The organism is Leifsonia poae (assembly GCF_020009625.1).
Lineage (GTDB): Bacteria > Actinomycetota > Actinomycetes > Actinomycetales > Microbacteriaceae > Leifsonia > Leifsonia poae_A.
Window position 1 is genome coordinate 87,910 of sequence record NZ_JAIHLP010000001.1, and the last position, 10,013, is coordinate 97,922.

The window sequence follows — 10,013 nt, forward strand, 5'->3', positions numbered from 1 at the left end:
CTCAACCCTGAGAGGGGGTCCTAGATGAATCTGCCCGGATGGTTCATCGACTGGGCGGGGGATGTCACTCTCGCTCAGGTCGTGATCTGGATTGCGATCATCGTTTTCCTGATCTGGATTCTGCGGAAGTCGTGGCCCGGTCTCCGAGCCGCGATCAAACTCACCGACATCTTGTCTGCGCTCCCGGCGTTCATGGAGCAGACGAAGAACACGCTCAGCGAGCAGGACCAGAAGATCGCCGAGATCCACCACGAGACCCACAACAACAACGGGTCGTCGATCAAGGACTCCACCGACCGTATCGAGCTCGGTGTGAGGGGACTGTTCGACCGGGTCGGGATTCTCGAGGAGACGACACGTTCCCTGATCACCAGCGACGCCGAACTGCGCAAAGACACTGCCAACCTTCGCCGTGAATTCGACGACACCCACCCGCGGTCTGCAATCGAGCACCTCCGTGACAACCCCACCCAGCAAGGAGAATCATGAGTAAACACACCGCCGTCTCCGGCGCCATCTGGTTCCCGAACCAGCGCGTCATCCGCACCGTCCTGTCCGGCATCATCGCCGCGATCCCGACTCTCGTCGTCATTGCGGGTGTCCTCGCCGACCAGTGGCCGGTGCAGTGGCTCCTCGCCACCGTCGCCGCTCTCGTCGCGATCCAGGGTGTCCTCACCCGGGTCATGGCGATCCCGGGCGTGAACGCGTGGCTGACTGGGCTCGGTGCCGGGTCCGCACCTCGCGAGGCGGCACTGAATGTTGACGGTTCGTACGTGGTCACCACTGTTCCCCAGTCGGTCACGGACGCGGTCCTCGCTGCGCATGCGGACAAGACGCCGGAGCAGAAGTCCGCGGACGAACAGTTCGCGGCTGGGCGGCTGGCTTCCGGTAACGCGTAATCCACCCAGCGACTTGAACGAGGAGGACTCATGCCCCAGGTGACCATCGGCGCCGACGATCTCGCCCAGGCCGGCCTCACCCCGGCCGAGGGTGATCGGTTCATGTTCCGGTTCGCGCAGGTCGCTGTCGGCGAGACGCGTGTGACCTCGACCGACACATGGACGGTCACCCTCGACGAGGCGGGTAACGCCAGCACGAGTGTTCCGCAGACGCCTCCCGGCAACGCGGTCGTGGTGTCGTCGTCTCTGCGCGGGTTCCGCACGACCTACGTGGCCGGGTACCCGAACACGGACACCACTCTCACCGAGCTCCTCACCGACTTCACCGTCAACCCGAGCACGCTCGCACCGACTCCGGCCACGGATGCGTGGTGGGTGGCTCTACGGACTCTGCAAGCGCAGGTCGACGCTATCGAGGGCGGCGGGCCGGGTGGGCCGGGCGATAAGGGTCCTACCGGTGACAAGGGCCCGGATGGGGACCGCGGCCCGCAAGGTTTCCCCGGGGACAAAGGTCCAGTCGGCGACCAGGGACCGATCGGAACGAAGGGTGCCACCGGCGATCTCGGTACCAAGGGTGCCACGGGCGATGCTGGCCCGGTCGGAGACAAAGGTCCGATCGGTGGTCGGGGCCCGGTTGGTGATGCCGGTACGAAGGGTGCAACGGGCGACAAGGGTCCGGCCGGGGACAAGGGGCCCACGGGTGATCAGGGGCCGACTGGCGCGGCCGGCACCATCACCGCGGCGGCGATCACCGACTCCACCGTGATCGGGCGCACGCTCATCACGGCGTCGACCGCGGCGGCCGTGAAGGCGGCGGCCGGGCTGGGGAGCGTGACCAACATCGCTGTGACTCTTCTCGGCCCGTCTGATCCGGTGCCAGGTGGTACGCCTCCGGGCCTGATCGCGCGAGGGTAGACATGAGCATCCGTCCCGCAATCGTCACCATTGGTGCGACGGCGGCAGCGACCAGCGCGAACAACATCGTGCTGGCGCGGCCCTCCGGTATCCAGGTCGGCGATCTCCTCATGGTGGAGGCGTCGAACTCGAACCAGCCGCCGTCCGACTGGACCATCCCGTCCGGGTGGACACGCGAGGGCACCCCGTTCGTGGTCAACGACGCCGACCAGCGCGGCACCGGCCTGTTCATCCTCAAGGTCGACACCGCCGGTGTGCTCGCCGCGCTGCCAGCGTCGTGGACGTTCACCTTCCCCGGAACAGCTCGCATCCTCGGCGGCATCCAGGTCGTGCGGTACGTCGACCTTGCCGCGCCCATCGGCGGGTTCCCGGCGAAGTCCACCACCTCCGGCCTGGCCCGGGTCATGCCGTCGTTCACGGTCGCCCGCAACAACTCGTTGCTGGTGCTCGCGGCAACGAATCAGGTCACCTCCCCGAACCCGGCGACGGCGACCGTCACCGACGGCACGGTCACGAGCGTTCTCGACCTTGCCACCCCGGGCGACACGACCGTTACCCGCACCGCGTTGAAGGTGTGGACGAAGCCCGTCGACGCCGGCGCATCCGGCAGCCAGACCGTCACCTGGACAGGTGCAGCCACCGGCGCCGCGGTCATGGGGTTCGCCCTCAACCCGCTGCCCGACCCCGGGTTCGCCTGGTCGATCTGGGACGGTACCACCGAACGCCCAGCGACCGTCACCATCTGGGACGGCGCGACCGAGAAGCCCGTCACCGGGGTCGGCTACGTTCCGAGAAACCAGACCGTCTCCCAAATGCTCGCAAGCTCCTCGTGGATCAGATGGGCGCACCGGTTCGGGTCCCGCAACTGGGTTGAGTTCTCCGCCCGCGCTGCCCGCGAGGCCGCCGTGTACTGGCAGGTCGACGCGCTCGAAGTGAGCGTCCACGTGTCCGCGTCACCCGACGGCGGCACCACGCCAGGCACGTTCTGGTGCTCCCACGACGCCTACCTGGACCGCATGGTCCTCGGTGTCCCGGGCGGCACCACCCTCCCAATCGTGTCCCTCACCGACACGCAGATCCGTACCTACACGCAGACCGCCGCATTCACGGATGTGCCCGGCCAACCGTCGGAGCCGTTGCTCACCCTCGACGAGGTCGACGCCCTCTACCCGGGCGTCATCCTCGTGATCGAGGACAAAACCTACGCGAATCAGGTGCGGTTGCGCGCATGGATCGACGCGCACGGTGGGGCTGCCCGCATCATCTGGAAACAGTCCGGGGCGGGCACACGCTCGCCCAGCTCAACCGGGCTCATCGCCTGGGGGTACTTCTTCGACACTGACATGGCGAGCTTCACGGCCAAGCAGGCGCAGTGGGACTACGTCGGCCTCGATTACCAGTCATCCGACGCGACAATCACGGCAGGCGTTACGGCCGCCGGCGCTTCGCGGTGCATCCACCACATCATCCCGAACACCGCCCAACGCGACAGGATGCTCGGCCTGGGCGCGCGCGGCCTCATGGTCGCGAACGTCCGGGACTGCGTCCCGCGCCCCTAGTCGACGAGGATCGCGTTGATGATGAACCCGGCAGGGATTCGTCGTCTCGCTTCGGCGATGCCCGCGACGTAGTCAGCACATTCGACCACGATCTCGTCACCGAGCTCGACCGGGTCTGAACCCTGTCTCTGCACCCGCAACCTGACCTTCACACCGCCAACGATACGGTGAGCTACCGTCATTGCCTGCCAAAGAGAAACCCCCAGGGTGGGTAAGTCCCCGGGGGTCAGTTCTCATTGCGGATGAGGTTGGGATGTTCGGTTCTTAGACGGCTGCCTTTCTCGGGCGTCCACCACTGGTGTTGCGGGTTTCAAGCCAACGCTCCACAGCATGCCGTCCCATCAACGGGCCCTGAGCGGTCTCAATGACCGGACTCGGGAATCCGTTGATGGAAGCGAACTGCCGTGCACGCTGACGAGAGACACCAGCCATATCTGCAATCTCCGCATAGCCGACAACCTCCGGAAACAGAGGCCGTTCGAGTTCTGCGTCGACTGCTGCTTCGGAAAGTACTTCCAGCCTGGTCACGTTGATCGAACCGAGTGTCGATTCGGCCGTGGTCGTGACGAGACGGGATGCTTCCGTGGCTGCGTCGAGAGGCGTCGCGGCCTCTACCGAGAGGACGACAGTTCCTCCGGTGAGGTCGTGCTCAACACTCATCGCCGCCCCGTGGTTGGTCAGCGCGTCAATGGTGTCGAAGGCCGCATCTTCCGTGAACGTAGTTGCGCTCACGAACGACACACTGGCCTGCCAACTAGTCATTGCTTTGTCCTCTCTGATGGGTGAAGTTGAGGGGTACTCCCAAAGGGATGTTGTGTTAGGTTGAGGGGAAAGCCGCCCTGTCAAGTGACTTTCCCCCCAACCTCATCCGCTTACTGGTTGTATCCGCGCTGTCTCAGCAGCGAGAGGGTATTTGCATACCATCTGTGGTCGGACGGTGTTCCATGAATCAGAACGGCCGTCAGGGTTTTGTTCGGTGGATAACACATCCATCCCTTTTTGGTGGGGACGATCCGCCAACCCTGTTCTTCCAGCGATTCGATAAGCGGTTTGATTCGCTTGTCGATCGGGGGTACCTCCTCTCTATTTAGTTGTCGATGACAATACTATCATAAAACTTGTCAATGACAAGAGCCCTGGCCTTGCCGCTCTTCGGAGTAGCAGGGCCGGGGCTTTTTCGTGGTTCTACGCCCTCTTCTGGGCCCGGTAGAAGCGCAGCAGCTCGGCTGGCGCAGGTTCCGGTGTCGTGTCCTGTCGGCCCGTGCCAGCGATATGCCGCTGCCAATCCGCGAGGGCGATACTGAAGTCACGCGCAGCGGACGCAGCATCATCGAGGGTGCGCCAATACCCGATGAGTACCCGGTCCTCGGATCGCGGCGCGGCGGTCACGACTCGGAACCATTCCTCGCGGGTCTTCCCGTCACCGACGACGAGACGGCGGATGATCGCATACGGTTGCAGACCACCGACCGCTGTCATCGCCCACTCAACCGGGGTGGCTTCGCTGGACGGTCTCCACTCTGCGGGCACGACGGATACTCCTCTCCAAGGGGTGGGGAGCAGCACCGGCCCGCTGCGGGGACGAGTCTACGACGGGACGCCGACAGCGACATGCCTGTCACCAAGCGTGGATTCATCACGATCCAGTATTTACTCGGTACTTTGGGTCACAAATCCTCACCAGTAGTCACCAATTGGGAGAGTGGTGGGGGAGTTCATCCCCGGTAATTCACTACTAGACATGAATCGATGCCACTCCGCGTTAGCGCGGCTCTGGAACAGTGGGTTCCGGGTTCAAGTCCCGGGGGGTGCACAATCAAGGCCCGGAATCTAGCGGATTCCGGGCCTTTTTCGTTGGCTACCGAGTCGAGGCGAATCGCGAATCCAGTATTTACCCATTACTTTGAAACATCGTCTCAATGACTTCTGCGAAGTCTGAGACCTGTTCAGCCCGCTCCAAGTAGTACGTCGTCGTGATCTCTTCGGACTCGTGCCCCAGCTGCGATTGAGCCGCCTTAATGCCCAGGGTCTGGTCCAGATGGGTGGCAATTGCCTTGCGGAAATCCCGGGGAGTCTTGCCGACGTACGGGGACCCTTTCAGAGCCTCGCGCCAATGCCGACGTGTATTCGCCGGCCATCGGTACGTCCCAGTGCTTGACGGGAAGACCATCTCAAAGTGAGCGTTGATACGACGCTCGGTGAGCATCTGAACTGCTGTTGCCGGGAGCATCAGTCCGCGCTGTCCAGCCTCCGATTTGGGGTGATCTTGGCGGAAGAGCTTGCCGGTATCCGGGTCGGTGGAGAGCGTGCCGCAGATTCGCAACAGCCCTCGATCCAGGGCAACATCTTGCTCCCATCGTGGCGCCAAGCCTTCGCCGGTCCTCGCTCCGGTGGACATGATGAGCATCGATATCTCAGACAGTTCCGATGTGTGGGTTTCGTCGTACGCCGCGAAAAGCTCTCGCATCCGGTGGATGTGATTGATGGCGATGACCTTGACAACATTCTTGACCGCCGGCACGGGCATCGTCTCTGTCACGGGGTTCTTGCCGATCGCTCCTTGCCTCACGGCCAGGGCAAACATCTGAAGCATGACCGTCCGCGCGGTCCGGGCGATTGCCGGCGTAGCGAGCATGGACTTGATGAATCGATCAACCCGAGGCACTGATGCCTCGTTCAGCCGCAAGCTTCCGATTCCCGGCTTGATTCTCGACTGAATCGAGTTCCTGTACGTGTTGAATGTCCCTGCGACGGTCTTCTTGAGTCGCAGTTCTTCAAGCCACTTATCAGCGAGCTCGCTAACCGACGAAGTGGGGGAGAGGAGGTCAGCGTCGGTCCCCTCCGCGAGCTTAGATTTGAGCGCCTTGATGAGGTTCTGCTCCGCATTCGCTTCGGTTCTTCCGTTGCGCTGCATCTGTCGACGCCTCCCGCTTGCGTCGCGGAAATACGCGTATGCGATCGGTTGGCCGTCGATCGTGGTTCGCCGAATCGATCCCCACGTCTCGAGTACCAGTGGTGGTCTAGCCATACCGAATCCTCTCAGGAGAGCGCTCGCGCGAGCGTGTTCGTAAATCGTCCAAGTGGGCGCGTGCTGTACGTGCGGGCGCCGAGCCGTTGCAGGCAATGCGTCCGGTAGTGGTCGAGCAAGTCGATGGTGATGCCGAGCTCGTCGGCGATGTAGAACCGGTCAGTGCTGACCTGTTCGAGGGCGGCGTACTCGGCCGGGTCGATCAAGAGCTCCGCAGCGAACGTATCGGCCTGGCGTTCGGCGGTGAGCGAGTCGCAGGTGTGGCCGTGGTGGGCGTGCCGAGTTCGTGGGCGATCGTGCAGCGGCGCTCGTCGGGGGTGAGCGACAGGTCGAAGTAGATGCGCCCCTCGCTGGGGAGTAGTACCCCAGGCCGCCATCGTCGAGATGGACTCCGTGCACCCTGACCCCCATCTCCGCCGCCCTCCGGAGCAAAACCTTCACCGCATCCTCCATCTACTCCGCGTGAGGCTGGTCGGCCTTCTTTCGCCCTTTCTTCGCCACCAGGTCGACGTCCTTTTTGGTCACGTCCTCGTGTGTCACATCCCAATCCTCACCGATGAGATCGTCATCCGTGAGAGAACTCTCAGTATCGGGGGAGGGTGCGACATCCAGGATCGGCGTGAGCTTTGGAACCGCCCTTCCAGAGGCGGGTGGAATCATGGGAAGGCGGTCATCTTCGGGGTAGGTTGACCCGTCGCGTTCGCCTAGTTCGACAGCGAGGCGGCTATATGCGGTTTCGACTATCACCTGCGGATCAATGTCGATTACTTCGCACGCCTCACAGACGACGGAAAGCGGAATCTCGGTCTTCCCGTTGAGCCACCGGTTGAAAGCGGCGGGAGAGCGATTGATCGCTTCGGCTACGGCCGAGGCTGTAAAGCCCATGGCTGTGATCTTCCCCTTCAACTCGAGCCCCACAAATCGCGTGAAAATCTCGGCCCTCTGTCGGATGTTCATATCGACACACTATCACTCATTTTGGACAATTCAAGTGTTCAAAGCGATAAACGATTGAACTTGACACTTGCCGCGATGAGTAATTAGATTGCTCATATGAACAATCCGGTCATCGAGTGGAGCGCCAGGGCAGTGCGAGACGCAATTGCCGATGCGGGGCGTTCCAAGCGTTCCGTCTCTGATGAGACGGGCATTCCATATCCGACCCTCAACCGCAAATTGGCTGCGAAGTCCGAGTTCAGCTTCACGGAACTACTGATGCTCGCCGATGCGCTCGGCGTGGCCCCAAAACAGTTCACGCCACCCGTATTCGCCTAGCCGCTGAGCGCGCGGACGCCCATCAGGGGCGCTATTTGTCGCGCCTAGAAAAGAGAGGAACAGCAATGACAGCCGGCACCAGTCTCGTCGCCATGAACGACGGTGAGCTAACCACCACCTCGCAGATCATCGCGGACGGGACGGGCATAGAGCACGCCTCCGTGCTCCGCACGATCGACGGCAACCGAGCCGATTTCGAGGATTTCGGCCCACTCCGATTTGAAATCCGAGAGGGTGCGCGTCTTCCACAAGGCGGTTTCGCGAAGGGGACGCGGATAGCGCTACTATCCGAGTCCCAGGCGACGCTTCTTATGACGTTCATGCGGAACATTGGCCCCGTAAAGGCCTTCAAGAAGGCGCTGGTGAAGGCATTCTATGAGCTCGCACGCCACGGGATGGCGCTTCCGCAGACGCGGGCCGAAGCACTCCGCGAACTGGCTTCCCAGATCGAAGCCAACGAGGCCCTCGAAGCCAAGGCAGCGCTTGACGCACCGAAGGTGCTATTCGCAGATGCGGTCGCAACGTCCAAGACCACAGTCCTTGTCGGCGAGTTGGCGAAAGTGCTTCGCGGCAACGGCATCGAACTCGGTCAGAACCGACTGTTCGAACGGCTCCGCGAGGACGGATACCTGATCCGTCGAGCAGGCTCCGACTGGAACATGCCGACGCAGCGTGCGATGGAACTCGGCCTGTTCGAGATCAAGGAGACCGCTGTAACCCACTCCGATGGTCACGTGACCGTGAACAAGACCCCGAAGGTCACGGGCAAGGGGCAGGCGTACTTCGTGAACAGGTACTCCGCATGAGCGGGGGAGTGGTTTGGATGACCGAGTTTGAGGCATCCGAGCACTGCAATATCCCCGTCAACACCTTGCGTGCGTGGCGGCAAAAGGAAGCCAAGGAGGCGGGATCGAGCCCGCTGCGCTTCCACCGAATTGGCCGGCTCGTCCGGTACGTCCAGTCCGAGCTGGACCACGACATGGCGCACGGACGTCGTGCGGCTTAGGCGAACAAAAGGAAACGCCTCGGGGGCAACCGAGGCGAATCAAGAGAAAGGCACCAGTAATGCCCGAAGCAATTGTACCCAAGACGTCGGGAGGTCGGCCGAGCACCTTCGCCGACCTCGACGACTACACCGTTGCGCCGCACGAATTCATCAAGGCTGACTCGCAGTTCCTCATGCGTGACATCGCGGTGGGCCACGCATTCCTCGCGCTTCTCGAAGCACTTCGCGCGTCGGCGGAGTTCGACCTCACCGAGGACGGCGAAATCAAAGCGACCGTCGCGCTCGCGGAGGAAGAGAAGACGGCCAGGCTCCGTTCGGCCCAGTCTTCGTGGGATGTGTCCAAAGCCTGGTATGAGGAGGCGGAGGAGAAAGTCATCGAATCGTGGAAGCGCTATTCGGTCAACGCGTGGGCTAGGCGCGAGGGTCGCGAGCCCATCGATTGGGAACAGCACGACGCGCAGCACGAGCGGGTGTCCGCATGAGCGCCGACATTGTCCCGTTCGCGTTCGAGGGGGTGGAAGTACGCACCCTCACCATCAACGGTGAGACATGGTTCGTACTTGCTGACCTGTGCAACTACCTCGGGATCTCGAATCCGTCCAACGTCGCGGCGAGGCTCGACCCGACCACAACGGATACCCTCCGCCTGACAGAGGGTAATCGCGGCAACCCGAACGTGACCATCGTCAACGAGTCGGGCATGTACGAAGCGGTCATCAGATCGGACAAGCCGGAAGCGGTCAGATTCCGCCATTGGCTCACAGGCACGGTTCTTCCCGAGATCAGGAGAACTGGATCGTACGGTCACCCGGCCGACGATCTCGCGCTCCCCACCGACTACCTGTCCGCGCTGAAAGCGTTGGTGCAGCGTGAAGAGCAGAACGTCGAACTCGCGCAGCAGAACGCCGAGCTCACGCCGCGTGCGATCGCGTGGGATGCGATCGCTTCGGCTGAGGGTGACTACTCGGTCGGTGAGGCGGCGAAGATGCTCGCCCACGCAGGCATCTCGAACATGGGTCCGCAGCGGTTGTTTTCCCGGCTGGCGGACATTGGTTGGACTTTCCGTGCTGGCGCGGCATGGCAGGCGAAAGCAGACCGGGTGGAGAAGGGGTTCCTCTCGATCAAGCCGCAGTTCCACTACCACCGGGCACCGGAGCGCGCGTAGTTGACCCGCCTCAGGTGCGGGTGACGCTCAAGGGTGTCGAGCAACTGCGGCGGCGGCTCGGTGGCGGCAACGGCGCCATTCAGGTGGTGCCGTCGTGAGCCGTCATGCCGCGGTGGTGCTGCCCCTCAACCACCGGAAGTCGTTCATCATCCCGATCCCGCCGCCG

Annotated in this window: 15 protein-coding genes; 9 read left to right on the forward strand and 6 right to left on the reverse strand. The window is 62.7% G+C overall.

Annotation, left to right across the window (positions count from 1 at the left end; translation table 11 throughout):
• Positions 1-24 precede the first annotated feature (24 nt).
• From K5L49_RS00570 to K5L49_RS00585, 4 genes are read left to right on the forward strand one after another with little or no spacing between them, the layout of a single operon-like run.
• On the forward strand, positions 25-489 hold the full coding sequence (locus K5L49_RS00570; RefSeq protein WP_223690119.1) for a hypothetical protein: 465 nt from the start codon (positions 25-27) through the stop codon (positions 487-489).
• Positions 486-899 (forward strand): hypothetical protein, encoded by a 414-nt coding sequence (locus tag K5L49_RS00575; RefSeq protein ID WP_223690120.1) that lies wholly within the window; start codon positions 486-488, stop codon positions 897-899. The genes K5L49_RS00570 and K5L49_RS00575 overlap by 4 nt, the downstream gene beginning before the upstream one ends.
• 30 nt (positions 900-929) lie before the next feature.
• On the forward strand, positions 930-1,814 hold the full coding sequence (locus tag K5L49_RS00580; RefSeq protein WP_223690121.1) for a collagen-like protein: 885 nt from the start codon (positions 930-932) through the stop codon (positions 1,812-1,814).
• 2 nt (positions 1,815-1,816) lie between these two features.
• Complete coding sequence (locus K5L49_RS00585) at positions 1,817-3,373, forward strand: hypothetical protein (protein WP_223690122.1); 1,557 nt, start codon at positions 1,817-1,819, stop codon at positions 3,371-3,373.
• Here K5L49_RS00585 and K5L49_RS00590 read toward each other — a convergent pair.
• The 6 genes from K5L49_RS00590 to K5L49_RS00615 form a co-directional block, all read right to left on the reverse strand.
• Positions 3,370-3,507: a hypothetical protein gene (locus tag K5L49_RS00590; RefSeq protein WP_223690123.1), complete on the reverse strand. Its 138-nt coding sequence runs from the start codon at positions 3,505-3,507 to the stop codon at positions 3,370-3,372. The two genes, K5L49_RS00585 and K5L49_RS00590, sit on opposite strands and share 4 nt — an antisense overlap.
• A 130-nt stretch (positions 3,508-3,637) precedes the next feature.
• Positions 3,638-4,135, reverse strand: a complete 498-nt coding sequence (locus tag K5L49_RS00595; protein WP_223690124.1) for a hypothetical protein — start codon at positions 4,133-4,135, stop codon at positions 3,638-3,640.
• 423 nt (positions 4,136-4,558) lie between these two features.
• Complete coding sequence (locus tag K5L49_RS00600; RefSeq protein ID WP_223690125.1) at positions 4,559-4,903, reverse strand: hypothetical protein; 345 nt, start codon at positions 4,901-4,903, stop codon at positions 4,559-4,561.
• 361 nt (positions 4,904-5,264) lie between these two features.
• A complete protein-coding gene (locus K5L49_RS00605; protein WP_223690066.1) occupies positions 5,265-6,401 on the reverse strand; it encodes a tyrosine-type recombinase/integrase in 1,137 nt (378 codons plus the stop codon).
• An 11-nt stretch (positions 6,402-6,412) separates the two neighbouring features.
• Positions 6,413-6,607 (reverse strand): hypothetical protein, encoded by a 195-nt coding sequence (locus K5L49_RS00610; protein ID WP_223690126.1) that lies wholly within the window; start codon positions 6,605-6,607, stop codon positions 6,413-6,415.
• A 247-nt stretch (positions 6,608-6,854) separates the two neighbouring features.
• The gene (locus K5L49_RS00615) at positions 6,855-7,358 is read right to left on the reverse strand and encodes a helix-turn-helix domain-containing protein (RefSeq protein WP_223690068.1); all 504 of its coding nucleotides are present in this window, start codon (positions 7,356-7,358) and stop codon (positions 6,855-6,857) included.
• 96 nt (positions 7,359-7,454) lie between these two features.
• Between K5L49_RS00615 and K5L49_RS00620 the strand changes: the two genes are divergently transcribed.
• From K5L49_RS00620 to K5L49_RS00640, 5 genes are all read left to right on the forward strand, one after another.
• On the forward strand, positions 7,455-7,676 hold the full coding sequence (locus K5L49_RS00620) for a helix-turn-helix domain-containing protein (RefSeq protein WP_223690069.1): 222 nt from the start codon (positions 7,455-7,457) through the stop codon (positions 7,674-7,676).
• A 65-nt stretch (positions 7,677-7,741) separates the two neighbouring features.
• Entirely contained in the window at positions 7,742-8,482 is a 741-nt protein-coding gene (locus K5L49_RS00625) for a phage regulatory protein/antirepressor Ant (RefSeq protein ID WP_223690070.1), read from the forward strand.
• 17 nt (positions 8,483-8,499) lie between these two features.
• Positions 8,500-8,682, forward strand: coding sequence for a helix-turn-helix domain-containing protein (locus tag K5L49_RS00630; protein WP_223690071.1), 183 nt, complete (start codon positions 8,500-8,502; stop codon positions 8,680-8,682).
• A 59-nt stretch (positions 8,683-8,741) separates the two neighbouring features.
• Positions 8,742-9,164 (forward strand): DUF7432 family protein, encoded by a 423-nt coding sequence (locus K5L49_RS00635; protein ID WP_223690072.1) that lies wholly within the window; start codon positions 8,742-8,744, stop codon positions 9,162-9,164.
• Positions 9,161-9,847 (forward strand): phage antirepressor KilAC domain-containing protein, encoded by a 687-nt coding sequence (locus tag K5L49_RS00640; RefSeq protein ID WP_223690127.1) that lies wholly within the window; start codon positions 9,161-9,163, stop codon positions 9,845-9,847. Before K5L49_RS00635 ends, K5L49_RS00640 begins: the two co-directional genes overlap by 4 nt.
• Positions 9,848-10,013 lie beyond the last annotated feature (166 nt).

Bases quoted from the DNA above. Each gene is read 5' to 3' on its own strand.
- K5L49_RS00615 (WP_223690068.1), bottom strand. From the start codon at position 7,358: ATGAACATCCGACAGAGGGCCGAGATTTTCACGCGATTTGTGGGGCTC.
- K5L49_RS00585 (WP_223690122.1), top strand. From the start codon at position 1,817: ATGAGCATCCGTCCCGCAATCGTCACCATTGGTGCGACGGCGGCAGCG.
- K5L49_RS00625 (WP_223690070.1), top strand. From the start codon at position 7,742: ATGACAGCCGGCACCAGTCTCGTCGCCATGAACGACGGTGAGCTAACC.
- K5L49_RS00595 (WP_223690124.1), bottom strand. From the start codon at position 4,135: ATGACTAGTTGGCAGGCCAGTGTGTCGTTCGTGAGCGCAACTACGTTC.
- K5L49_RS00630 (WP_223690071.1), top strand. From the start codon at position 8,500: ATGACCGAGTTTGAGGCATCCGAGCACTGCAATATCCCCGTCAACACC.
- K5L49_RS00640 (WP_223690127.1), top strand. From the start codon at position 9,161: ATGAGCGCCGACATTGTCCCGTTCGCGTTCGAGGGGGTGGAAGTACGC.
- K5L49_RS00635 (WP_223690072.1), top strand. From the start codon at position 8,742: ATGCCCGAAGCAATTGTACCCAAGACGTCGGGAGGTCGGCCGAGCACC.
- K5L49_RS00570 (WP_223690119.1), top strand. From the start codon at position 25: ATGAATCTGCCCGGATGGTTCATCGACTGGGCGGGGGATGTCACTCTC.
- K5L49_RS00620 (WP_223690069.1), top strand. From the start codon at position 7,455: ATGAACAATCCGGTCATCGAGTGGAGCGCCAGGGCAGTGCGAGACGCA.
- K5L49_RS00575 (WP_223690120.1), top strand. From the start codon at position 486: ATGAGTAAACACACCGCCGTCTCCGGCGCCATCTGGTTCCCGAACCAG.
- K5L49_RS00580 (WP_223690121.1), top strand. From the start codon at position 930: ATGCCCCAGGTGACCATCGGCGCCGACGATCTCGCCCAGGCCGGCCTC.
- K5L49_RS00605 (WP_223690066.1), bottom strand. From the start codon at position 6,401: ATGGCTAGACCACCACTGGTACTCGAGACGTGGGGATCGATTCGGCGA.